Annotated in this window: 21 protein-coding genes; 15 read left to right on the forward strand and 6 right to left on the reverse strand. The window is 42.3% G+C overall.

All coding sequences use genetic code 11. The features are described 5' to 3' along the window. The first annotated feature begins 87 nt into the window (after positions 1–87). From HVMH_RS11325 to adk, 6 genes are all read left to right on the forward strand, one after another. Complete coding sequence (locus HVMH_RS11325; protein ID WP_029911807.1) at positions 88–2,085, forward strand: site-specific DNA-methyltransferase; 1,998 nt, start codon at positions 88–90, stop codon at positions 2,083–2,085. Then, complete coding sequence (locus HVMH_RS11330; RefSeq protein WP_029911804.1) at positions 2,085–5,093, forward strand: type III restriction-modification system endonuclease; 3,009 nt, start codon at positions 2,085–2,087, stop codon at positions 5,091–5,093. Before HVMH_RS11325 ends, HVMH_RS11330 begins: the two co-directional genes overlap by 1 nt. A gap of 428 nt (positions 5,094–5,521) precedes the next feature. Beyond that, positions 5,522–5,740: a hypothetical protein gene (locus HVMH_RS11335; protein WP_029911801.1), complete on the forward strand. Its 219-nt coding sequence runs from the start codon at positions 5,522–5,524 to the stop codon at positions 5,738–5,740. A 158-nt stretch (positions 5,741–5,898) separates the two neighbouring features. Further along, the gene (locus HVMH_RS11340; RefSeq protein ID WP_051623081.1) at positions 5,899–8,331 is read left to right on the forward strand and encodes a penicillin-binding protein 1A; all 2,433 of its coding nucleotides are present in this window, start codon (positions 5,899–5,901) and stop codon (positions 8,329–8,331) included. A 27-nt stretch (positions 8,332–8,358) separates the two neighbouring features. Then, positions 8,359–9,240, forward strand: coding sequence for a fructosamine kinase family protein (locus HVMH_RS11345; protein ID WP_029911797.1), 882 nt, complete (start codon positions 8,359–8,361; stop codon positions 9,238–9,240). Between the two features lie 206 nt (positions 9,241–9,446). Next, positions 9,447–10,094 (forward strand): adenylate kinase, encoded by a 648-nt coding sequence (gene adk / locus HVMH_RS11350; RefSeq protein WP_029911794.1) that lies wholly within the window; start codon positions 9,447–9,449, stop codon positions 10,092–10,094. Between the two features lie 134 nt (positions 10,095–10,228). Here adk and HVMH_RS11355 read toward each other — a convergent pair whose 3' ends face one another. After that, the gene (locus tag HVMH_RS11355; RefSeq protein WP_162174189.1) at positions 10,229–10,822 is read right to left on the reverse strand and encodes a TetR/AcrR family transcriptional regulator; all 594 of its coding nucleotides are present in this window, start codon (positions 10,820–10,822) and stop codon (positions 10,229–10,231) included. 117 nt (positions 10,823–10,939) lie between these two features. Here HVMH_RS11355 and HVMH_RS11360 point away from each other — a divergent pair, with 117 nt between their 5' ends. Together HVMH_RS11360 and HVMH_RS11365 are read left to right on the forward strand one after the other, a co-directional pair. Beyond that, entirely contained in the window at positions 10,940–11,269 is a 330-nt protein-coding gene (locus HVMH_RS11360; protein WP_029911788.1) for a nuclear transport factor 2 family protein, read from the forward strand. Positions 11,270–11,455: 186 nt separating this feature from the next. Beyond that, positions 11,456–12,061, forward strand: a complete 606-nt coding sequence (locus HVMH_RS11365; protein WP_029911785.1) for an FMN-dependent NADH-azoreductase — start codon at positions 11,456–11,458, stop codon at positions 12,059–12,061. A gap of 63 nt (positions 12,062–12,124) precedes the next feature. Here the strand turns inward: HVMH_RS11365 and HVMH_RS11370 are convergent, their stop codons facing one another. Further along, positions 12,125–13,675, reverse strand: coding sequence for a putative bifunctional diguanylate cyclase/phosphodiesterase (locus HVMH_RS11370; protein WP_029911782.1), 1,551 nt, complete (start codon positions 13,673–13,675; stop codon positions 12,125–12,127). Positions 13,676–13,881: 206 nt separating this feature from the next. Between HVMH_RS11370 and purT the strand changes: the two genes are divergently transcribed. The 4 genes from purT (at position 13,882) to rpoH (ending at position 17,593) form a co-directional block, all read left to right on the forward strand. Further along, positions 13,882–15,087: a formate-dependent phosphoribosylglycinamide formyltransferase gene (purT, locus tag HVMH_RS11375; RefSeq protein ID WP_029911765.1), complete on the forward strand. Its 1,206-nt coding sequence runs from the start codon at positions 13,882–13,884 to the stop codon at positions 15,085–15,087. A 301-nt stretch (positions 15,088–15,388) separates the two neighbouring features. Further along, positions 15,389–15,823 (forward strand): flagellar export chaperone FliS, encoded by a 435-nt coding sequence (locus HVMH_RS11380; RefSeq protein WP_029911763.1) that lies wholly within the window; start codon positions 15,389–15,391, stop codon positions 15,821–15,823. A 176-nt stretch (positions 15,824–15,999) separates the two neighbouring features. Continuing rightward, the gene (locus tag HVMH_RS11385; RefSeq protein WP_029911761.1) at positions 16,000–16,560 is read left to right on the forward strand and encodes a cytochrome b; all 561 of its coding nucleotides are present in this window, start codon (positions 16,000–16,002) and stop codon (positions 16,558–16,560) included. Positions 16,561–16,741: 181 nt separating this feature from the next. After that, positions 16,742–17,593: an RNA polymerase sigma factor RpoH gene (rpoH, locus tag HVMH_RS11390; RefSeq protein ID WP_029911759.1), complete on the forward strand. Its 852-nt coding sequence runs from the start codon at positions 16,742–16,744 to the stop codon at positions 17,591–17,593. Between the two features lie 75 nt (positions 17,594–17,668). On the opposite strand, the gene HVMH_RS11395 is transcribed toward rpoH, so the two are convergent. The 4 genes from HVMH_RS11395 to aroK form a co-directional block, all read right to left on the reverse strand. Beyond that, positions 17,669–17,992: a hypothetical protein gene (locus HVMH_RS11395; protein WP_029911757.1), complete on the reverse strand. Its 324-nt coding sequence runs from the start codon at positions 17,990–17,992 to the stop codon at positions 17,669–17,671. A gap of 23 nt (positions 17,993–18,015) precedes the next feature. Next, positions 18,016–18,918, reverse strand: coding sequence for a D-hexose-6-phosphate mutarotase (locus HVMH_RS11400; RefSeq protein ID WP_029911754.1), 903 nt, complete (start codon positions 18,916–18,918; stop codon positions 18,016–18,018). A gap of 54 nt (positions 18,919–18,972) precedes the next feature. Continuing rightward, a complete protein-coding gene (gene aroB / locus HVMH_RS11405) occupies positions 18,973–20,055 on the reverse strand; it encodes a 3-dehydroquinate synthase (RefSeq protein WP_029911752.1) in 1,083 nt (360 codons plus the stop codon). A 68-nt stretch (positions 20,056–20,123) separates the two neighbouring features. Then, on the reverse strand, positions 20,124–20,648 hold the full coding sequence (gene aroK, locus HVMH_RS11410; RefSeq protein ID WP_029911742.1) for a shikimate kinase AroK: 525 nt from the start codon (positions 20,646–20,648) through the stop codon (positions 20,124–20,126). A 285-nt stretch (positions 20,649–20,933) separates the two neighbouring features. On the opposite strand from aroK, the gene gmk reads away from it, so the two are divergent. From gmk to HVMH_RS11425, 3 genes are all read left to right on the forward strand, one after another. Beyond that, entirely contained in the window at positions 20,934–21,569 is a 636-nt protein-coding gene (gene gmk / locus HVMH_RS11415) for a guanylate kinase (RefSeq protein WP_029911740.1), read from the forward strand. Continuing rightward, positions 21,570–22,760, forward strand: a complete 1,191-nt coding sequence (locus HVMH_RS11420; RefSeq protein ID WP_029911737.1) for a DegT/DnrJ/EryC1/StrS family aminotransferase — start codon at positions 21,570–21,572, stop codon at positions 22,758–22,760. Positions 22,761–22,830: 70 nt separating this feature from the next. Next, complete coding sequence (locus tag HVMH_RS11425; protein WP_029911735.1) at positions 22,831–23,916, forward strand: iron-containing alcohol dehydrogenase family protein; 1,086 nt, start codon at positions 22,831–22,833, stop codon at positions 23,914–23,916. Positions 23,917–24,000: the final 84 nt, after the last annotated feature.

The raw sequence follows: 24,000 nt of genomic DNA on the forward strand, positions 1-24,000 counted from the left end.
ACTATCCTCTCCTAAAAAGCTTGATATGCTCGGCAAACTTGATAAGCTTGCAAAAGTTTTTAAATCGAATAATTTACAGCGGATCAAATGAAAACAATCAAACCTGAAATTCTTGCGGACAACTCTGAAGTCACTATCAATAGCCAACAAGTTGAGACTTTGAAAAAACATTTTCCTCAGTGTTTTGACAAGGACGGCAACTTTATTGCCGAAAAACTCAATGAAATTGTTGCTGATAGTGGTACTGCCCTCTCAAAAGAATCTTATGGTTTGAACTGGCTTGGCAAGTCTTATGCACGTTTATTGGCAAATGAAAACCCTCTGACGCTACTCGCAGAAGACAAGACACACAACCAAAAGCCAGAAAATAAAGACAGTCAAAACCTTTTAATTAAAGGTGATAACCTTGAGGTATTAAAACACCTTAAAGGAGCCTATTCTGAATCCATCAAAATGATTTACATTGACCCTCCGTACAACACGGGTTCGGATGGATTTGTCTATCAAGATGACCGTAAATTCACACCTGAACAATTGGCTGAATTAGCAGGAATTGAAACAGAGGAAGCCAAACGCATTCTGGAATTTACCCAAAGCAAAGCCAATAGCCATAGTGCATGGCTAACCTTTATGTACCCCCGTCTTTATATTGCCCGTGAACTTCTTAAAGATGATGGGGTTATCTTTATTTCGATTGATGAAAACGAGGCCTCACAATTAAAAATTTTATGTGATGAAATTTTTGGCGAATCGAATTTCATAACTACTTTTTCAAGAGTAATGAAATCAGGAGGAGCAAAAGCTAAATTCGTAACGCCTAATGTAGAGTTTATCCATGTTTATGCGAAAAATATAGAAAGAGCTAAACATTTTAGAACAAGCATCTCAGAAGACCAAATCAGAAATTATTACAATAAAGTCGAAACATCAGGGCCCAGAACTGGTGAGAAATATGGAGAAGAACGACTTTTTTTGTCCAGTTTAACGCCAAGACCAAATCAAAGATATTGGATAGAATGCCCCGATGGAAGTTTCGCCATTCCTCCAGGAAAAAACTTTCCTATGGAAGTAGTTGAAAGTCAAAAAGTTTTACCTACATCGGAAGATGGGTGCTGGCGATGGACGTATGAAACATATAAAGAAGCCTTCCTTGAGAAAAGAATTCTTTTCAAAGAGACTGACACTTCTCCTTTACTGAATGAAAAGAGGGAAAGATCAAAATATAACATTTACTTTAAACTTTGGTTGAAAGACCAACAGGAGAAGGGCAAAACACCCGGCAACTTGATTACTAAATGGGAGAATCGACATAGTTCAGCTGAGTTAAAAGACTTAGGCATTCCATTCGAATTTGCTAAACCATCAATGTTAATAAAGTACTTGATTGAAATCGCTAGAGTCAGTTCAAATGATATGATTCTGGATTTTTTTTCCGGTTCAGCAACAACTGCTCAAGCAGTGATGCAATTTAATTTCGACGAATCCAGCAATCTTAAATTTATTTTGATACAAATTCCAGAACCCACATCACCCCAATCTGAAGCTAGGAAAGTCGGTTACAAAACTATTTTCGATATATCAAAATCAAGAATTAAAAAAGCCGCTGAAAAAATCCGTGCAGAAAATCGCGATTACAACGGCGATTTAGGCTTCAAAATCTTTGAAACTCTGCCAATTTTTGAAGGGTATTTGGATAATATCGAAACCCTTCAAGGTGATATTCAAGACCTATTTGATGGTGCAACACTCTCAGATGAACAGCTTGAACATTTGCTGACCACATGGAAAGTGTATGACGGCACTCCTCTCACACAACCACTTGTTGAAACAGATTTGGCCGGTTACACAGCTTTCCGTCACGACAAAGTTTTGTATTTAATGCACCAAGGATTTAAGACAGAATCGTTAAAAGAATTCTTATCCAAGTTGGATACAACAACCGGCACTGATAAAGACTTCGATGTTGAAAAAATCGTGCTGTTTGGCTACAACTTTAACAGTAAAAACCAGCTTGAAATCAATGAAGCGGTTCGCCAGTACCAAAACCGAAAAGAGAAAAATGTCAGTGTTGTGGTGAGGTACTAATGATGGCTGGATTTAACTTTGAAAAAGATCTAGCTCACCAAACCGATGCCGCCCAATCCATTATGGCGGTGTTTGGCAAAGTGGCCAAGGTTGAAATTCATCCACAACCGGCTATGGCTATGCTGAGTAATCCAGTTGCATCTTTTAATAGCGACGTTGAATTTGGCATGACTGTGATTGATATTCAAAAAAACAATCAAATCATCAAACCCAATTCCATCACAACCGTGAATAAGAGAAGCCGTATTCTTGATATTTCAATGGAAACAGGTACAGGGAAAACCTACACCTACACCAAGGCTATCTTTGAACTCAACAAAGCCTTTGGAATGACTAAGTTTATTGTCGTTGTACCAACACTCTCTATCAAAGCCGGAACGGTCAGCTTTCTTCGTGCAGAAGCCACGAAACGGCACTTTATGGAAAGTTACAGCGATAAACAGTTAAAAGTCCATGTCGTTGAAAGTCAAAAGGGCAATAGAAGCAAAAAAGCCTATATGCCACACTCAATTATCGAATTTGTTGAAGCTCAAAAACACGCGAATCCAGCACTGGACAAAACCATTCACGTAATGGTTATCAATGCCGGAATGATAAACTCAGATACCCTAAGCAAAAAATTCGACACCCGTATTAACGATGCTTACGACAATCTTTTTGATGCAATTGCCTCGGTCAATCCGATTACGATTATTGACGAACCACACAAGTTCAAACAAGAGAATGCAACGTGGCAAAACATTCTCAAATTTGGCTCTCAATACACTCTACGATTTGGAGCAACGTTTGACAACAATTATGAAAACTTAATCCACGAACTCTCAGCAGTTGATGCCTTTAACCAAGACCTAGTTAAAGGTGTCGTTGCGGATATTGAAATGTTTGATGACGGCTCAGAGGAATACATCAAGTTACTTTCTTATGGTGCGAAAGCCACTCGTGAAGTGGAAATCATATCCGGCAAAAATAAAGGGCAAACCGCCAATAAGGAGTTCCCAGAAGCGACATTTGAGTATTTTGACGGCACCAAGAAAAAAACCTTCAAACTCATCGAGGGTGAGAGTCTATCTGTAATCCACTCGGAAATGAATGGAATCTATATTGAGAAATTAAACACCCAAAAAGTTCTGCTTTCTAATGGCCTGGAACTTAAAAGTAACCAAAAAATTAGCCCCTATTCTTATTCATCAACCATTCAAGACAAAATGATTGCCAAGGCAGTCAAACGTCATTTTGAAATCGAAAAATCGTTACTTTCTCGTGATGTAAAAATTAAGCCGTTGACCCTGTTTTTCATTGATGACATTGAAGGGTATCGTGGCAATCATGAGATTACCGGCGACCTTAAAACCAAATTTGAAGCCCTGCTGAAACAACATATTGAAACGCTTTTGAAAACGGATGATATAACGCCGTTTTACCGTTCTTATCTGGAAAGCTCACTGAAAGACCTTTCGGTTTGTCATGGTGGGTATTTTGCACAAGATAATAGCGAGTCCGATGAAGCCATCGAGCAAGAAGTTGCTGAAATCCTTCACGATAAAGAAACCTTGTTGAGCTTAGATAACACAAGACGTTTTATTTTCTCAAAGTGGACATTGCGTGAAGGCTGGGATAACCCAAATGTTTTTCAGATTTGTAAACTGCGTTCAAGCGGCTCACAGACATCCAAACTGCAAGAGGTTGGCCGTGGGTTACGTTTACCAGTAAATGAGTTTATGAGTCGGGTTAAAAATGAATCCTTCGACCTTTACTACTATGTGGACTTTTCAGAGCGTGATTTTGCTGAACAGCTAGTCAATGAAATTAATGAAAAATCAGGCCAAACACCGGTTGAAGAACTCACTAAGCTGACCGATGAAGTTGTGCAAAGAATTGTTGCCAAGTATCCCGAACAATCCGCAGATTCCATTCGCAATACTCTGGGTGAGGCTGGGGCGATTGATTTTTCAGGAAACTTCAAGGAAGGCGGTTTAGACATTATCAAAGCTGAGTTCCCAAACGCCTTTGAAGCGACAGGCGGCTTGAAAAAAGGCAAGGTTCGCGTTGAAGGGAAAACAAAGTCAAAGGCTTCTATCCGTATTGGAAAATACAACGAACTTCGAGAGCTTTGGGAAGCAATCAACCAGCGTGTGATCCTTGAATATAAGATTGACGATGAATACAAATTTCAGACTATCTTCGAGTCTTACCTTCTGGACAACCAAGAAACATTTAAACCACGAGGCAGCATAACTCAAACTAAGCGACTAACCTTTGACCAAGGGCTTGCTTCATTACAAGAAGAAGATGACCTTAACAATGAAATTTTACCGATAGTAACCCTTCATTACAGACAGTTTATTGAAGAGCTGGCCGTATTGCTTGGTGTAAACATGATAACGCTACACAAAGCATTCTTGGCGGTCAAAGACGACTTGAACATTAACGATTATTTGAGTCACCAAACCATCCGAACCATCAAGGCACAGTTCCACAAATACTTATTGGATCACGCTTTCAGTAAATTCCATATTGGATACCAACAAGTATCTAACAAAGTTCATCCTACAGTGTTTACCAACGAAAAAGGAAAGCCTCTTACTAACATCCCCGCTCATAATTTAGGGGGTCACTTTGATGATTCAAAACCTGCGGACCAATACTTGTTTGAAGAAGTTTTCTACGACTCTCCCCTTGAGCAAGAAAACATTAAAAAGTCGATTACTGGAGTCTCTGTATTTACAAAAATTCCACGTAATTCAATACGCATTCCTGTAGCGGGAGGCGGTACTTATTCGCCTGACTTTGCTTATGTTATTGAGTACGATGGAGGTCAGAAACAGCTTAATCTTATCATTGAGACAAAGGACAAAGAAAAACGCGCTCTGTTTGATGATGAAAAGCAAAAGCTCAAACATGCACAGAAATTGTTCAGCTCACTGAAGAAAGGTTTTGAAGTCCGATTTGAAACGCAATTTAAGAATACTCAGATCAAAGAACTTCTTCAAAGTGCTATAAAAAACTAGCGAGATTGAGTAGACTTAAATAGAAATGATATTCATTAACTTATAATTACCTAAACAGGGAATATTTCTTTAGATCTTGATAGTAATAGATCAAAACTACCTCCAATTACCTCAATATCAAATATAAAGAATTAATGTTTACATCAACATAACGGAGGGTATATTGGTGGGTAAAAAACCAAATAGGCGATATAATTTTATCTAAGTTAATCTTTTTTAACACAATTAATATCCCATACAATATTCAAATCCAGAATATTGAATAAGCCGGAAATGACGCAAGCACTTGCTTGCACAGAGATTTTTCGTCTCTTAAATAATAAAGTTTCTTTCTTGATGCGAATCAATATTTTTATTTGAATTTTTGCGTCCAGAACAGTATAGTTCGAGTTGTTGTTAAGGACTTACAACTATCTGAGGAAAAACAAATGAACAATTTTATGAAATTGCTTGGAACGCTAACAATCGCGGTTATCATTCCATTGCTAGTACTTTTAGGGATTTGGGCGGGCATCCTTCCTCAATCACTACAAGTTGACATCGGTATGTTCGGTGTGATTTCTGCGATCGTCATTATCGTAGGTGGAAACTTATACCTGATGTACGATGACATTAAATCAGGGCGTTATTCAAAATCTAAAAAATAAGATTTCCTGTTTCACAGTCATTTTCGAAAAACCCGGCTTATGTCGGGTTTTTTTATACCTTTTTACAATATTGTCATCTTTCCATGCTTTTTAGCTAGTGGGTTATCACGTATAATGGCTCCTTAATTTACCTTGAATAACAACCGATTACTTAACTTATGTCAGATGAATTGCGAAATGACGATTATTACGATCGTCAAGCATCCGAACCAGAGAACACTCCCCCAAAAAAGAAAAAGCGTGGTTTCTTTAAAAAATTCTTTTGGTTTAGCTTCTTTTCAGGATTCTTCCTCTTTCTAGCCGGTGTCATCTACTACGCAGTCACAATTTACCCAACACTGCCTGACGCTTCGAGCCTGAGAGATGTTTCCTATCAGGTACCGTTGAAAATCCTGACATCGGATGGCAAGCTCATCAGCGAAATCGGTACGAAAAAGCGTATCCCGCTGGATTACACCCAAATTCCTGAACGCATGACTCAAGCCCTGGTATCTGCAGAAGATGAAGACTTCTTCAAGCATGGCGGTATCTCATTCAAGGGCTTGGCACGTGCCGTCTATGAACTGATTACCACCGGACACAAGAAATCAGGTGGTTCAACCATCACCATGCAGGTTGCCAGAAACTTCTTCCTGACCAAGAAAAAGAGCTATTTGCGTAAGCTGAACGAGATTGTGCTGTCTTACAAAATCGAGCACCAAATCAGTAAAGAAGAAATCCTCGCACTTTACATGAACAAGATGTTCTTGGGCTACCGTTCTTACGGTTTTGCCGCCGCAGCGCAAACCTATTATGGGAAAGACCTGAAAGACTTGTCGTTGAATGAGTTTGCGATGCTTGCCGGTTTGCCAAAAGCTCCTTCTCGCTACAACCCAATTTACAACCCTGAGCGAGCCAAACTTCGTCGTGATTACGTGCTGAAACGCATGTATGAAAACCACTACATCACTGAAGAAGAGATGAATCAGGCGATGGCAGTTCCTGTTCACGCCAAGTTAACCGGTTCCCGTATTGATGTGGAAGCAGGTTATGTCGCGGAAATGGCGCGTGACTTTGCTATTGAACACTTTGGGGATGATGCACTGAAAAATGGTCTAACCATCACGACCACCATTGATTCACATCTGCAGGATGTTGCCAACAAAGCCGTGCGAGACGGCCTACAAAGTTACGAAAAACGCCATGGATATCGTGGTGTTATCACCCACTTCGCCCCCACTATCATGACCGATCATGCACAATTGATTTCAGAACTTAGTGACCTGAAAACTTTTGCCTCCTTGGATGTCGGTGCTGTCACCGAAACCACCGATGACGATGCGACAGTGATGCTGGAAGACGGTACGGTAACACATATTTCTCTGGACAGCATCAAGTGGGCAAACCCATACATTGACGTCAACAAGACAGGTCCTGAACCGGAAAAAATCACCGATGTATTAAATGTTGGCGATGCCATTTACCTACAGTTGACCGATAGTGGTTGGCAACTCGCCCAAAATCCTAAAACTGAAGCGGCATTGATTTCCGTTGACCCTGACAACGGCGGTATCAAAGCTTTAGTCGGTGGTTATGATTTCTTCCGCAGCAAGTACAACCGTGCCACGCAGGCGCGTCGACAAGTCGGTTCGAACATCAAACCGTTTTTGTATTCCAGTGCATTGGAAGACGGTATGACTGCTGCCTCTATCATCAATGATGCGCCTGTTGTATTCCACGATGCCGCTTTGGAAGATGTTTGGCGCCCTGAAAACTACTCTGGTCGTTTCTATGGTCCGACCCGTTTAAGAGTTGCGCTCATGCATTCACGTAACTTGGTTTCCATCCGTTTGTTGCAGCATGTCGGTATTGCATATGCCATCAAATACATTGAACGTTTCGGTTTCCCGAAAGACCAACTGAACCTACATCGCGACTTATCTTTGGCATTGGGATCAGTACAGTTCACACCGGAAGAAGTGGTTCGCGGTTATTCTACTTTTGCCAATGGCGGTTATTTGATTGACCCGTTCATCATCGACAAAGTACAGAACTTTGATGGTGACGTCATTTATCAGGCGAATCCTCAGAAGGCCTGTACAGTGCAATGTACACCGGATGATCCAACCACTGCGCCAAAGATTATCACGCCACAAAATGCCTATATCATGACAACGATGATGCAAGATGTTATCAATCACGGTACAGCGCAAGCGGCCAGAGTATTGGATAGAAAAGATATCGCCGGTAAAACGGGAACGACCAACGACCAGAAAGATGCATGGTTCTCAGGGTTTAACCCACATATCGCGACCAGTGTTTGGGTAGGCTTTGACCAACCTAGCACCTTGGGACGTAATGAGTTTGCGGGGCGTGCGGCGTTGCCGATCTGGATTGACTACATGAGAGAAGCCTTGAAACCTTATCCGAATGTACCTTTTGCGATTCCGGATGGTTTAGTGAATGTTCCTATCGACAAAACCACGGGCAACGCCGTTCCGGCAGACACCCCCGGTGCATTCTTTGAAGTTTTCCGAGAAGGGCATGCTCCGAAGGTTCCTAACGTATCGGAAAAGAACATCGAAGAAATGACGCAAAAGCTCTTTCAATAGTTCATTGAATAACGCAGGGAAGATACTATGAATTGGTCAGCACTTTCTCAAGTTTTAAGCACTGAACATGGCCTTAATCTGCATATCGAAACCGCCTCACCTATCGGAGGCGGAGACATTCATCAGGCATTTCATGTTAAAACACTGGATGACACCTACTTTCTGAAAGTAAACCATACTGATAGCCTTCCCTTGTTTGAAACAGAAGCTCACAGTCTTCAAGCGATTCTCGATACAGGCGTGCTTGATGTACCCAAGCCACTTGCATACGGCATCGCCGATGGTAGAGCTTTTTTGCTTTTGTCCTATTTTCATATGGTTAGGGAAGGAGATGATGATCAACGCGGCAGAGATTTGGCCTTGTTGCACCATCAAATAAACGACGACAAGCAATTCGGCTGGTTTGAAGACAACTACATTGGCCACACCTTACAAAAAAATCCATGGCATAACGACTGGATCAGTTTCTATCGTGAAGCCAGGCTGCTTCCTCAACTTGAATTGGCAAATACTAATGGTGCCAGCAACCAACTAGTGGATGCCGGTAAGCGGTTGGCAGATGAACTCCCTAAATTTTTTCAGGAATATCACCCGGAAGCTTCTTTATTGCACGGCGACCTTTGGGGCGGTAACAGCGCGTTTCTGACGACAGGCGAAGCGGTGTTTTTTGATCCCGCCAGTTATTATGGTGACCGTGAAACCGATTTAGCAATGACTGAACTGTTTGGTGGTTTCTCCAGAGCATTTTATGAAGGCTACAATAGCGTATTTCCTATCGACAAAGGTTATCAGATGCGTAAACCTTTGTATCAACTCTACCATCAGCTAAACCACTTCAATTTGTTCGGTGGGCATTATCAGCAACAGTCTCTGCACACCATAGAATCCCTGCTGAAAATTCCCCGCTAAAAATTAAATCACTCCCCCAACCTGGCAGTTTTTTACAAGCACATTGGGTGCGCAAAACACTCTATGATAAAATACCCAAACTTTTAAGCCGCCTTGAAATTCATCTTGGAATTTGAACACCATTCCAACAGAAAAGCGGCAAGGCATAGATGACAAAATCACTGCCGAAAACTTATTCATACAAGCTGTAAAATTTAGGAATCCACATGAAATTCATTCTTCTAGGCGCACCAGGCGCGGGTAAAGGAACACAAGCACAGTTCTTAACCAAGCAATTCAACATCCCTCAAATCTCTACTGGCGACATGCTACGTGCCGCCATCAAAGCGGGAACGGACTTAGGAAAACAAGCTAAGTCTTTTATGGATGCCGGTAAATTGGTAACAGACGAAATCATCATCGGTTTGGTGAAAGAGCGCATTCAGGAAGCGGACTGTGCCAACGGTTTCTTGTTGGACGGCTTTCCTCGCACTGTTCCACAAGCGGATGCATTGAAAGCTGCTGGTGTTGCTATCGATGCTGTTATTGAAATCGATGTGCCAGATTCTGAAATTGTTAACCGTATGGCGGGACGTCGCGTTCACCCAAATTCAGGTAGAACTTACCACTTGGTTTACAACCCTCCTAAGATAGAAGGGAAAGATGATGAAACTGGTGAAGACTTGATTCAACGTGATGATGACCAAGAACATGTTGTATTGGATCGTTTGAAAGTCTATCACGATCAAACTGCACCTTTGGTCGACTACTACACAAAAGAAGCCGCCAACGATACTTCAATCAAGTACATCAAAGTAGACGGTACACAAAAAATCGATGACGTGGAAAAAGCGATTTTATCCTCATTGAAGTAACCCAAAAACCTGTAAAAACCCTCTAAATAGAGGCTGCAAACGGGACAAAGACTCAGTGTATGTTATAAGTTGTAATCTTTAAGTTACAACTTATAACTCGAATTGATGTTTTTGCGTTGCGTAGCCCAGTAAAATCAATTCTTCATAAATTGACTGATTAAAAACTTTTTGCCCGACTCTAGAATTTCTTTCGCCTTTTTCGGGTCGCTCATAGTCCTTGCCATTGTTAGTGTCCCTACTAAGCCTGAGTATAAGTTTAGCGCCTTCTCATGACTCTGAAATTCAGTGTCATTAGGAAACTGATCCTTTAACGCGCGCGCGAAGAGAGCATAAATCCTGTCCATATATTTTTCATATTGACTGCGGTACTCTTCATCACTACGCTGCATATCCGTGCTAAGAGATGTAAATGCACAACTCGTTTCCACATTATATAAACTGCTTTCAGACAAATGGTCTTCAATAATTTTTTTTATTGCGTCGTCGCCATCCCGCTGAAACCTCATTAAAAGACTGTCTTCAAGTTTTGCCAAATCATAACAAACTGCCTGCGCAAAAAGGTCGGCCTTCGAATGAAAGTGACTGTACAGAGCACCACGTGTTAATCCCATGTACTTCATAATATGCTCAGTCCCAGAGCCTCCTTGCCCATGTTTTTTTAGGTAGGCAATGGCTTTTTCCAAAATAACTGAGCGCAGTTTTTCTTTTTCACCTTTTTTGGTTTTCAATTGAGTTCCTTTAAATTTCTGTACCAATGAAATTTTAAAACACAACTGCATTAAAAGTGTATACTATTTTTTAATACAGAAATGAATTAAAAACTCAACTGCAAAAAGGAGTGAATCATGCCGCAACAAGAAACTTTAGATTTAATTGAAAAATACATCCAATCATCAAACAACAATGATATTGAAACTTTTTCTTCCTGTTTCAAGGAAGATGCAACGGTGCTGGACGAGGGGCAAAAATTACAAGGCAAGCAAGCTATAATTGAGTGGTTCTTACGTAACAAGCAAAGATATCAACACCAAACCAAACCTTTGAACATTGAGGTTTCTAATAAAGAAGCACTTTTAACCGCATCCGTTAATGGAAAATTTGAAGGAAGCCCTATTACGCTTAAGTACCGAATCAAATTAGAGTCTGGCCTTATTCAAGATCTCAGAATTGCGTAATCACAAGTGCAACAGCAATTTTCGTCTATCCTATTAAGTACCTGAAAAAATACACCCGAGCACCTAATGCTCACAAATACTATTGCTGTATTTGCAATAGTATTTTTCACATTACGCTATTTTTCACCACTAATCTTCTCCTTAGAATAAGGGTTCACTTTGAATTACCCTCTAGGAGAATTTCACATGGCAACCCTACTTAGAATCGACAGCAGCGCTTTATCACAAGGATCTAATTCCAAATATCTGGCAGATCAATATCAAGCGGAATGGCTGGGCAACCATCCACAAGGCAAGGTTATCCATCACGATTTGGGCGTTAACCCACCTTCACATTTGTCCGAAGCCACCATTCAGGCTATGTACACACCTGCAGAAAGCCGTAGTGCAGACCAAAACGCACAGCTGAATGAATCAAACCAAGCGCTACAAGATATGCGCGAAGCCGACACTTTATTGATTAGCGCGCCGATGTATAACTTCGGCATTCCCTCTTCTTTGAAGGCTTACTTGGATCAAGTCGTACGCGTTGGCGAAACCTTCACTTATACAGAAAATGGCCCTAAAGGGTTGTTGGAAGGCAAGCAGGCAATTGTGATTTTGACTTCCGGCGGAAACTACACGGAATCGCCCTATAATCAATTTGATCACGTGACCCCTTATCTGAATACGGTTTTAGGCTTTATCGGGATTACAGATGTTAAGGTAGTTGCGGCGCCAGACATGGCTAACAATGATAATAAATCGACTTCGTTGAACCGTGCTGAAGAAGCATTATTGGAAGCGGTTTAATCATGCAAAATGAGTCGCAATGCCTAGAACGGCATTGCACTTAAAGACTTTGAAAACTGTGCATCACCCAATCAGCGTTTTGAAGTTTTCGGTTTCGATTCTTTCTGACCAATAAGATCCCTGCCCATAAGCACAACCCCAATCCTTCAGCTCTTCCGCTTGCTGTTCTGAGTGAATTCCGCCGGCAATCATGCAGGCATCCAAACTTTGTACCATTTGAATAATGGCTTTCACCCACTGTTTACCCTGCTCGGACTGCATTTGTTTATCCAACCAAATCGGATCAAAGCGGAACTCTTGAATCGTCAAACCCATCAAGAAGTTCAAATCCAAAGGCTGCGACCCAACATCGGAAAGCGTCAATTGATAACCTGCATCGGTCAGTGCCTGCAACAGTTCTTTAACCTCAGTCCCTTCTTGTTGCAGACTTCTCAGCGAAAAGGATAGCTGTAGCTGGTTCTTTGGAATGTCGTAGCGTTCAACCGCCTCGTCGAGTTTCTTTTGCAAAGCGTCATTCCACAAAGGTTTCAAAACTGGCAAGGTCACCACAAACTCTGGATCCAATACCTGCCAATCTTTTAAGTAGTGGCAAGCAGTATCCAACAACCAATCACCGGCTGTATCCGCCCACAAGGCATTTTCAAGTTTTTCTTGCCACTCGCTGGCCGAGAAAGTTTCATAGAAAGGGTTCTTCCAAGCAATGGACAGACACCCACCAACGATACGGCTTTCTTTTAAATCGATTTGTGGTTGAACGCAACTAATCAATTCATCCTTACCAATCGCCATTTCCAAGGCGGCACGAATATCAGATTCTCTCTTTTCATTCAGGAAATCTGGCGATGTGCGCGCATCTTCATAAAAGCGGAATTGTTTTTTCCCCAAGTTCTTAGCGACATATAGCGCTTTATCTGCGTTTTCAGACAGCTCGGAAGCAATACGTCCGTCATGAGGGAAGCGACTGACACCAATACTGGTAGATATTCTGACTTCATGCCCTTCAAAGTAATAAAGGCGTGAAATCTCGTTGATAATGCGTTTGCAAATGCCTTCGACAATATCGCGATTGTCTTCTGAATCGGTCAATAAAGCGACAAACTCATCGCCGCCCAAACGGGCAACAATATCGTTTTCACGAAGCGAAGAAACCAAACGTGCCGCAGCATGGCGTAACAACTCATCTCCGACATGATGGCCCAGATTATCGTTAACCTGCTTAAAGCCGTCCAAATCAAGAAAGAGCAAGGTGAACTTGGTATTGGTCTCGGTGGCACGCTGAACCATCTGCTCCATCAAGTCATGGAAATAGCTACGATTCGGCAAGTGCGTCAAGGCGTCATAATGCGCTTTTCGGTAGAGTTCTTCCGTACGGGCTTTCACTTCTGCCTCTATAAGGTTTTCGACATCTTGCTGACGTCCAGAGAATTTATAACGTAAGTCAGACAACAGATTTTTGACATTTCCCATCTCCAATCTGGCTTGAAGTGATGCCTCGTTATCCCTTGCAAGGCCACCCAGCTGTTCATGCGCCAAACGACTTTCATTTGCTAGCCTTTCGATGGATGCATCGCTTAGCGTAACCTCTGAAAGAGGGCTCATGTCGTCTTTTACCATGGTAATTTCCTAATTTCTCTCTATTTCCCGGTTGTAATTGGCGATTGTCTAGTCACTTTTGCACAGGGCTTTGACTATAATATGCCTACAACTGCGTAAACACTTTTGAACGACTTCCGTCCGAAATTGACTCTTAACGTTATTCTAAAGTGTTTGATGTCAATAAGTTAACAACAATTTAATAAACACTTAGCAAAGGAAATGCCATGTCTCAGGATTCGGCTACGAACACTGTCACCATTGGAACCAAGTTTTCACCTACCGCAACCAAGCTTTTATTATGTGGCTCAGGGGAATTAGGAAAGGAAGTCGCTTTAGAAGCACAACGTTTTGGCATAGAAGTCATTGCGCTTGACCGCTATGAAAACGCGCCAGCCATGCAAGTTGCGGACAAAAGCTACACTTTGAGCATGCTTGATGGTGACGCACTACGTGACATTATCCTCAAAGAAAAGCCTGACTTCATCGTTCCGGAAATCGAAGCGATTGCGACCGACACCTTGGCAGAACTTGAACAACAAGGCTTTAACGTTGTCCCAACTGCCAAAGCGACGCAATTGACAATGAACCGTGAAGGCATTCGCCGCTTGGCAGCAGAAACGCTAGGCTTGAAAACCTCACCTTATGCTTTTGCAGACAATAAAGAAGACTTTGTTCAGGCCGTAAACAACATTGGTATTCCGTGCGTTGTGAAGCCAATCATGAGCTCATCAGGTAAGGGACAAAGTGTCATCAAAACCGCTGCAGACATTGATAAAGCTTGGGATTACGCCCAAGAAGGCGGACGCGCCGGCAAGGGTAAAGTCATTGTCGAAGGGTTTGTTGATTTCGACTACGAGATCACGCTATTGACGGTACGTCACATTGACGGCACAAGCTTCTGTGAGCCAATCGGCCACTTGCAGGAAGACGGCGATTACCGTCAGTCTTGGCAGCCGCATCCAATGACATCAACAGCGTTGGAAAAAGCACAGCAGATGGCAAAAAGCATCACTGACGCGCTCGGTGGGCGCGGACTATTCGGTGTTGAACTCTTTGTCAAAGGTGATGAAGTCATTTTCAGTGAGGTCTCACCACGACCACATGATACGGGTCTGGTGACATTGATTTCCCAGGATATTTCCGAGTTTGCATTACATGTACGCGCGATCCTTGGGCTACCAATTCCTAATATTGTCCAGCATGGTCCTTCGGCTTCCAGCGTCATTTTGCCTACCGGTCAATCGACACAAACGGCTTTCGGAAACCTATATCAGGCACTCAGCGAACCGGACACACAAATCAAACTGTTCGGTAAACCTGAAATCGCCGGTAGACGGCGCATGGGCGTTGCGCTCGCCAGAGGAAACTCTATTGAAGAAGCACTAGAAAAAGCAAAACGCGCTTCTCAGGCCGTTACCGTTACTTTTTAAAAGCTTTGTTAAATAAATACTTTATTAACCCCCAACCTGGCAGAAATTTGTCAAGAATCTGCCAGGTTGGGGGCATAATCACCACATCAAACCCCGTCAATTTTCTGACTATCAGCAATAATTGCCAGTTTTCCATTGGTTTTTCATGCCTACGTGGCAATTTTTTCCACCCCATAAAACCTTTTAAAATCAATATATTAACCTTAATTTTGGTAATTTTTACCTATATTGGCACGGACAATGCTGTTGGCTAAGTAAAGAAAAACTTTAATTATTTTTTCGACTAGAAAGGAAAACAGCCATGACCACTAATTTAACAATGACATCAGAAGCGAAAGCGCCACTGATTAAAGATTACAACCGTAACCCACAAACTGAAAAACACTTGGCTGAAAACCCAAGAAAAACTGTTTTGTTACTATTACAAGGTGTTGTTGATAAAGGAAATTTGGCAAAAGTATGCCATCAATCCAACGCTTTGGTTGAAAAAGGATTCCACCTAGGTCGTATGACAACGATTCTTGACGCACTTCGTGACCGTTTGAGTTTGACCGAACACACTCCGATTGCGTACGATCTGGAAGAACTTTATCACTATGCTGATAAAGCGATTCAAGAAGCTGTCTTTGAAAAAGATACTTTCTATCTAGACAGCGCTATTGAGATTCTTACCGAGCTAAGAGATGCTTGGTTGGAAATGATGCATCAAACAGGTGAGCTCGGCGATCACGCTTAATTCTCGCTTAGCTTGCCTGATGCAACTAAGTTTGGCTTTCTTTCCTTTCAAACTCGAAGGCTTTACTTACTCCCAAGACCAGTTACTTAGCTGGTCTTTTTTTTATCTGTTTTCTTTGTATAATCCTCTATAGACTAAATCGTTCTGCACTTTCAACCTAACAAAGAGCCTACCCAATGAGCCTAAAAAACACTCCTAATAGCTTCGGCCTAGTTTCTCGCGCAAATCACTGGATTTCAGCTTTTGCATTTATCCTAGCGCTTATCACCGCTTTCGCTGCCGAAGAATTTATGGCAAAAGGTGAGGCAAGAACCGCCGTGTTCCATTTGCATTTTTCATTGGGGATCAGTTTATTTCTACTAATGATTCTTCGAGTCATCTGGTTGAAGATGTCACCCAACCCAGAAGACATCGGTGAAAATCGTATGGAAATCGTGTTGAGCCACATCGTCAAAGGCTTCTTGTACCTTTCATTGATTGTCATGCCGATCTCCGGTTATATGATGGTCAGCGCAGGCGGACACGACATCCCTTTCTTTAATCTATTTACATTACCGAACTTAGTTGGCGAAAACCCTGACATTAAAGCCATTGCCAAACCGCTTCATGTTTACAGCGGGTTCTTCATCACGTTCATTTTGATGGTACATATTGCAGGTGCTTTGAAACATCATTTAGTTTACAAAGATGACGTGCTTAACCGCATATTGGGTCGCTCTTCATCTAAGCCAGAATAAGCCCATTTAAAACCTAGAAAAATTTTAAATAGTAAAAATAACTATTTGTTTTTCTAAAGTTTTAATAAAGTCTGTCGATACAATGAATATCGCAAAAAATGATTAGCACTCTCTTGACTTGAGTGCTAATTTCTGTATATTAGAGTTAATGAAAAAGATGACTCAACAGGAGCAGGATTGTATGACAAATCAAATGATTCCGTTTAGCGCGAGCCTTACTCCAGGACAAAACATCGAACACTACCTGGCAACCGTTCAAACTCTGCCTGTCTTAAGTGCAGAAGAAGAACGCTCGCTTGCTGAAAAACTTTATTACCAACAAGACCTAGAAGCAGCCAGACAACTTATCTTGTCGAGCTTGCGCTATGTCGTGCCTGTTGCCCGTTCTTATAAAGGTTATGGTTTACCTTTAGGAGACTTGGTGCAAGAAGGTAACATCGGTCTAATGAAAGCGGTAAAACGCTTTAATCCAAACGAAAATGTTCGTCTAATGACGTTTGCTGTGCATTGGATTCGTGCTGAAATCAACGAATATGTGATTAAAAACTGGCGTATCGTTAAAACAGCAACCACCAAAGCGCAACGTAAATTGTTCTTCAAACTAAGAAGCACAAAAAAATCGTTGGAATGGTTTGGCGACAAAGATGCCGATGCGGTTGCAAAAGAACTTGGCGTTACCCGACGTGATGTATTGGAAATGGAAACCAGACTTTACGGTCAGGATTTACCGGTAGATATGAGTTCTGATGATTCAGAAGACTCAGGTAAAACTTATCCTATCTTGGTCAGCCAAGAGTTGGATCCAGAAACACACTTGGTCAACGAATCTCAAAGTGCTTATGAAATGGGCATGATGACATCTGCGCTTGCGAACTTGGATGAACGTAGCCAAGACATTATCCGCAAACGCTGGTTAACCGAAGATAAAGTCGGCTTGAAAGAGTTGTCTGAAATTTACGGTGTTTCTATGGAACGTATCCGTCAGATTGAACAACAAGCTTTATTGAAAATGCGTGCTAACATGCAAGCTTAAGCATCACTCAACACAATAAAAAAGCCCCTATGTTGGGGCTTTTTTTATGGCCGATTTTAAACACTTGATGATGCGTTAGATAAATCGCATCACAATGATCAAAACAATACAGGCATCCGCTATCAAGGTTAAGAGAAAACCGAGCTTTTGCACCATGCCGCGCATAGCACTCGTACTACCCTTCAACACCAATAACGACAACAAGTTGGCAAATATCACTAGAGGCACACCCCAAGTAATCGCCGCATTGAACTCTGTCGCGCCAGGCTTAACTTCATTCAACCCGAACACCACAAACAATGCTGGTAAAAACAGCACAAATGCAATCAGCCCGCACATCGCCGTCAAGATCGACAACATATTGATTAACCACTGGGGTTTTTCGGTTTTATTCGCCATCAAATACTCCCTCAAAAACCAATCTATAAACTTTCAGCTGACAATATCATGGTTAAGGTATGCTTAGATTCGCTTGGAATCAAAACCGCATTGTCGAGTACATTACCTGACTCAACGCACAGCATCGTTTGCCAGGCATCATCACTCATATCCCCAAACGCTTTCACGCCTTCAGGACCGGGGTTCCAAACTACACTTGATAGGCTACTATCTTTCTCTATAACAATGCGACGATTCAACCCCACATCCTCAAAACTGACTTTCCCCGACTGGTTCAAATAGACATTATCCATAGGTGGTTCAACCACAACCACGCCTTGCTGTTGAACGGCGTCTGCATAGGTCAATTTATCAAGTAACGTGGAACCCTCTAATCCTTCAATCTTGATGCCTTGAGGGTTAGCAACGGTAAAATAGGTATGCAAGGCTTCGGTGATACTCAAATCGTAACAATTCAAATTATGAGTGGTGAGTGCCATGGATAACTTCTCGCCAATCTCAATCCGTAAGGATAAATGAAAGGCATGCGGCCAAAGCGCATGAGAATCTGCATCTGAATCACAAACCAATAGAATTTCCGTTACGCCACTTTCGTAGGTATGGACTTTCTCCAAATGCCACACACGATTGCGCACAAAACCATGAGCTGGCAAACCCTCTTCATCAGATTTACCAAACCAAGGCCAACAAATCGGGACACCGCCTCTGACAGGTTTTTTGCCATCATAGACCGCTGACTCTGACACCCAAATCAAGTCCTTTCCTGCAGAAGCGCCTTGCTTTGGTACATAACTCAACAAGCTGGCACCATGGGTAGTGATTTTCGCGGTTGCAAAAGGATTATCAATCTCAATCATCATCAGATGATCTTGCATTGAAAAGGAGACGCCTTCGGCATCAAACTGTTGGGCAAGTGCGTCTATCATGCTGTTTCCTTACTGGGTGTGCCGACAAAGCGGGCAACGGAATTATGACTGAAACTATCGCCACTCGGTCAGGGTTTGCTCCAACATCGACTGAGAGTAATCACCCGTAACGTAGGCTTCTCCAATTCGCTTTAGTAACACTAAACGAATGTGACCGGCCTGTACCTTTTTATCACCCGCCATCAAGTCCAAGAAACGTTGGTTAGACATTTCATTAACACTTGGCGGTAGCGTTGGGAGCTTGGCATGTTTAAAGATTTTTTCGATTCTATCGAAGTCAGCTTGGGAAATATTCCCCATCAATTTGGACAAGTAAATGGCTTGCATGGAACCAGCACTAACACCTTCACCGTGCAACCATTTACCGTAACCCATTCCCGCTTCAATCGCATGACCAAAGGTATGACCAAGATTAAACAAAGCACGCAATCCAGACTCTTTTTCATCCAACGCAACGATTTTCGCCTTATTTTGACAGGATCTTTCAATCGCTTCAGTTAAAGCGACAGGATCACGAGCAAGCAATTCATCCATATACTGTTCAAGCCACTCGAAGAATGGATAATCTGAAATCAAACCATACTTGATAACCTCTGCCAAACCTGCTGATAGCTCTCGATCTTCCAAAGTACTCAATACATCGGTATCAATCACAACACATTCCGGTTGATGAAAGGCACCAATCATGTTTTTACCAAACGGATGGTTTACACCTGTTTTTCCGCCGACTGAAGAGTCAACTTGAGACAATAGCGTCGTCGGAATCTGGATGAAATTAACACCTCGCTGATAGGCTGCTGCTGCAAAACCTGTCATATCACCAACCACACCGCCGCCCAGCGCCACAAAAGTACACTTTCGATCAAAACGGTTGGCAAGCGCCACATCAAAAATCTTGTTCAGGACTTCTAGGCTTTTGTACTCTTCACCGTCCGGAAGTACCGCAACGCGAACTTCATAATCCGAAAAGGTTTTCTCCACCTGTTCTAAATAAAGTGGCGCCACTGTCGTATTGGTGACAATAAGCACTTGGGTTCCCTGAACGTAAGGGCGAATCAACTCAGGGTCATTAATCAGTTGCTGTCCGATAAAAATCGGGTAACTTCTTTCTCCTAAATCGACATTTAGCGTTTTCAATAGTCTGTCCTCAATTCTTTAAAACTTTTAGCTGGCAAGTGTATTTGGTCCGATGGCCTTTGGCTTAGTTATGCCAAGTTCTCTTCTTCCAGTTTTTCGACGATTTGTTTAACCACTCTATGCACAGGAATTTGCTCGGTTTCAATCACCAAATCCGCAACTTCCATATACAGAGGATCGCGCTTTTCCATGAGATCCGTCAATACCTGCTCAGGATTATCCGTTTGTAGCAGAGGGCGATTGCGATCATGCTTGGTACGTTGCACCAACGCATCCACTGAAGATTTGAGATAAACAACAAAGCCCCTTGAGCGTAAATGTCTTCGGTTTTCAGGATCTAACACTGCCCCGCCACCTGTTGCCAAGACCGTCTCCGTGCGCTGCGTCAGTTCATCAATAACATTCGCTTCGCGGACACGAAAGCCTTCCTCACCTTCAATGTCGAAAATCATCGGAATAGTTGCGCCGGTTTTTGCCTCTATTTCGTGATCGCTGTCCACAAAATCATAGTGCAGTTTTTCCGACAAAAAACGACCAACGGTGGATTTTCCAACCCCCATCGGACCGACCAAAAAAATACTTTCTTTATGCATGGTGTTATTTTAGCCCACTACTGGAAACGACTTAAAATTTTGTTTAAAAATTATATGGAGTGCACTTTTACCAACCGACCAAGCGTTAATCCGACAAACTGCACAAAAATGAAAGGAATTTTTTTAGCTGTATGTTACAGATAGCATGGTTAAATTTTGGTTAAACTCTGTTAAAATGCCCAACTTGCTACAAAATTAAAAATACTACCAAATTACATACAAAGATTCCCTCACATTTCAGTGAAATGGGAGACTTTAGTTAAAAAACTGGAAACACAACAAGACATGACAGGCTCGCTATATATCATTTCCGCACCCTCTGGCGCAGGGAAATCTTCTCTTGTCAGCAAACTTCTGGAACGCGACCAGCATATTCAGGTTTCCGTATCGACCACCACTCGCCAACCACGCCCGGGTGAAGAAGATGGTGTAAACTATTTTTTTGTGACCGTTGACGCTTTCAAACAGAAAATTGCTCAAAATGACTTTCTTGAATATGCTGAAGTATTCGATAACTTTTACGGTACTTCAAAATCCATCGTCGAATCCAAGTTATCCGATGGCAAAGATGTCATCCTAGAAATCGACTGGCAGGGCGCGCAACAAGTCAAATCACTTTTTCCGGATGCCATCAGCATTTTCATCTTGCCCCCGAGTATGTCAGAGCTAAACAAACGTCTAAAAGGCCGAGGAACTGACAGTGAGGAAGTGATTGCATCCCGCATGGCAAAAGCGGTGAATGAAATGTCACATTTCAACGAATTTGATTATGTTGTGATTAACAACCATTTTGAAACGGCTTTAGCGGAATTGCACAGCATCTTTTTGGCAAACCGCCTTCGCCGCCATATTCAGCACCAAAAACACCGAAATATGATTAACGAATTGCTGGAAAACAGCTCTCCAGAAAAGGACATATAAATGCCTGGTTTTGAAATTTTTGACGACAGTGAAAAACAACAAGTTCAAGAAGTCATGGAGAAAGGCTTCACCTTTCGCTATAACTTTGACGGCATGCGTAATGACGTTTGGAAAGCGCGAGAACTGGAAGGGATGATTTGCGAAACTTTGCAAGTTAAGCATGCCCATTTGGTTTCTAGTGGTACAACAGCACTATCAACCGCTCTAGCGTCTGCAGGTATCGGCGCAGGTGATAAAGTCATCGTACCTCCATTTACATTTGTTGCTTCCGTAGAAGCCATCGTACTGGCTGGCGCAATTCCTATTTTTTCGGAAATTGACGAAACGTTAACACTGTCTCCTGAAGGCATTCAAGAAACATTGAAAACACATCCTGACATCAAAGCCATCAACTTCGTCCACATGTGTGGTTCGATGGGTAAAATGGATGAAATCAAAGCGATTTGTGATCAACACAACATCATCCTATTGGAAGATGCTTGCCAAGCAACCGGCGCAACTTACAAAGGTCAAGCTCTCGGGACGATCGGTCAGGTTGGTGCCTTATCTTTCGACTCGGTTAAGACCATTTCTTGCGGTGAAGGTGGCGCAATCCTAACCAATGACAGCAAAATCTATGATTTCGCTCACCAATATTCTGATCACGGGCATGATCATATTGGCATGGATCGCGGTGCTGAAACCCACCCGATTATGGGAAGCAACTATCGCATTTCGGAAATGAATGCTGCTGTCGGTGTTGCGCAATGGAAAAAATTGGATCGTATTTTAGATACCCAACGCCGTAACAAAAAAGCTTTGAAAGATGCGCTATCGAGTTACCCAGAGATTTCTTTCCGCGTTATTCCAGATGAATCCGGTGACAACGCAGGGTTCCTAAGCTTTATGCTACCGACAGAAGAACGTACACAAGAAGTCGCTAAAGCACTGGCAGAACAAGGTATTCCTGGCGTATTCTACTGGTATGCGAACAACTGGCATTATCTGAAAAACTGGCATCATATTCACCAAATGAAAGGGCCGGCTAAACTGCCTATCGACTTGATTGCCGATCGCCCAGATTACAGCAAAGTGCAAACACCAAAATCGGATGCCATTATGAGCAGAACCTTGTCCATGCTAATCAATCTATCTTGGACAGAAGCGCAAATTAATGAGCGCATCGCGGCATTTGCTAAGATTTTTCGTTAAACTTTGATTTTTGAATTACCCCCAAACCATCTACAACTTAAAACGTACTAAAACGTAAGGGATAACACACATGAAACATCGCAACTTTAAGACCGTTCCTAGAATGATTTTCGGTCGTGGCGCATTTGACCAGTTGGACGAAGTGCTGGCTGAACAGCGTAAGTCATCCAAAGATCTAGTGGTCTTTTTAGTTGATGAAATTCATAAAGACAGACCTTTAGGTCAACGTATCCCTAAACATGATCAAGACATGTTGATTTGGTTGGACGTTACTGACGAGCCAAAAACAACTTATGTAGATGCTCTGACAGAGCAAGTGCAAGCTTACTGCCGTGAACACAATGATGGTAATGATCCGGTAAGCATTATCGGCCTTGGTGGTGGTTCTTCAATGGATATCGCTAAAGCCGTTGCGCTATTGTTGACAAACCCAGGTGGTGCAGCACTCTATCAAGGTTGGGACCTAATCAAAAATCCAGCGGTTCACCATGTTGGTATTCCGACTATCTCCGGAACGGGTGCCGAAGCGTCTCGTACAACAGTACTGACTGGCCCTGAAAAGAAACTGGGTATGAACTCGGACTATACCGTTTTCGACCAAATCATCATGGATCCAGACTTGGTTGCAGGCGTTGAAAAGAACCAATGGTTCTACACAGGTATGGATTGCTACATTCATAACGTAGAAGCCTTAAACGGTACTTATATCAATGAATTTGCGCGCGCATTTGGCGATCAATCAAGCCAACTTTGTCATGAAGTCTTCCTAGAAGATCACCCTGAATCTGAAGAAAAATTGATGATGGCATCATACATGGGCGGACAATCTATCGCTTACAGCCAAGTAGGTGCGTGTCATGCACTTTCATACGGTCTATCTTATGTACTAGGCTACCACCATGGTATTGGTAACTGTATAGCATTTAACGTTTTGGATGATTTCTACCCAGAAGGCGTCGCTACTTTCCGCAAAATGATGGAAAAACACAATATCGATCTACCGACGAATGTTTGTGCAAACCTGACCGATGAACAGATGAACAAGATGATTCAAGTTTGTTCAGGCATGGCGCCTCTTTGGGATAACGTTTACGGCCCGAGCTGGAAAGAGAAAGTAACACCAGAGTTGTTACGCGGTCTTTACGAGAAAATGTAAATTTAACTTACTCGTTTCCTACTTAGCTTTGTTAGGCCTTTAGCCATTGAGATTAACTCAACTCCTTTAGGCCTACCTTGCCAA

Origin of the sequence: Hydrogenovibrio marinus, from assembly GCF_013340845.1 — a bacterium.
In the GTDB taxonomy this organism is placed as follows: Bacteria; Pseudomonadota; Gammaproteobacteria; order Thiomicrospirales; family Thiomicrospiraceae; genus Hydrogenovibrio; species Hydrogenovibrio marinus.

Coding starts and splice junctions, on each gene's coding strand:
- HVMH_RS11340 (WP_051623081.1), top strand. CDS start 5,899: ATGTCAGATGAATTGCGAAATGACGATTATTACGATCGTCAAGCATCC.
- HVMH_RS11395 (WP_029911757.1), bottom strand. CDS start 17,992: ATGGCGAATAAAACCGAAAAACCCCAGTGGTTAATCAATATGTTGTCG.
- HVMH_RS11385 (WP_029911761.1), top strand. CDS start 16,000: ATGAGCCTAAAAAACACTCCTAATAGCTTCGGCCTAGTTTCTCGCGCA.
- HVMH_RS11365 (WP_029911785.1), top strand. CDS start 11,456: ATGGCAACCCTACTTAGAATCGACAGCAGCGCTTTATCACAAGGATCT.
- rpoH (WP_029911759.1), top strand. CDS start 16,742: ATGACAAATCAAATGATTCCGTTTAGCGCGAGCCTTACTCCAGGACAA.
- HVMH_RS11335 (WP_029911801.1), top strand. CDS start 5,522: ATGAACAATTTTATGAAATTGCTTGGAACGCTAACAATCGCGGTTATC.
- adk (WP_029911794.1), top strand. CDS start 9,447: ATGAAATTCATTCTTCTAGGCGCACCAGGCGCGGGTAAAGGAACACAA.
- HVMH_RS11325 (WP_029911807.1), top strand. CDS start 88: ATGAAAACAATCAAACCTGAAATTCTTGCGGACAACTCTGAAGTCACT.
- HVMH_RS11420 (WP_029911737.1), top strand. CDS start 21,570: ATGCCTGGTTTTGAAATTTTTGACGACAGTGAAAAACAACAAGTTCAA.
- HVMH_RS11330 (WP_029911804.1), top strand. CDS start 2,085: ATGATGGCTGGATTTAACTTTGAAAAAGATCTAGCTCACCAAACCGAT.
- HVMH_RS11380 (WP_029911763.1), top strand. CDS start 15,389: ATGACCACTAATTTAACAATGACATCAGAAGCGAAAGCGCCACTGATT.
- aroK (WP_029911742.1), bottom strand. CDS start 20,648: ATGCATAAAGAAAGTATTTTTTTGGTCGGTCCGATGGGGGTTGGAAAA.
- purT (WP_029911765.1), top strand. CDS start 13,882: ATGTCTCAGGATTCGGCTACGAACACTGTCACCATTGGAACCAAGTTT.
- HVMH_RS11345 (WP_029911797.1), top strand. CDS start 8,359: ATGAATTGGTCAGCACTTTCTCAAGTTTTAAGCACTGAACATGGCCTT.
- HVMH_RS11360 (WP_029911788.1), top strand. CDS start 10,940: ATGCCGCAACAAGAAACTTTAGATTTAATTGAAAAATACATCCAATCA.
- HVMH_RS11370 (WP_029911782.1), bottom strand. CDS start 13,675: ATGGTAAAAGACGACATGAGCCCTCTTTCAGAGGTTACGCTAAGCGAT.
- gmk (WP_029911740.1), top strand. CDS start 20,934: ATGACAGGCTCGCTATATATCATTTCCGCACCCTCTGGCGCAGGGAAA.
- HVMH_RS11425 (WP_029911735.1), top strand. CDS start 22,831: ATGAAACATCGCAACTTTAAGACCGTTCCTAGAATGATTTTCGGTCGT.
- HVMH_RS11400 (WP_029911754.1), bottom strand. CDS start 18,918: ATGATAGACGCACTTGCCCAACAGTTTGATGCCGAAGGCGTCTCCTTT.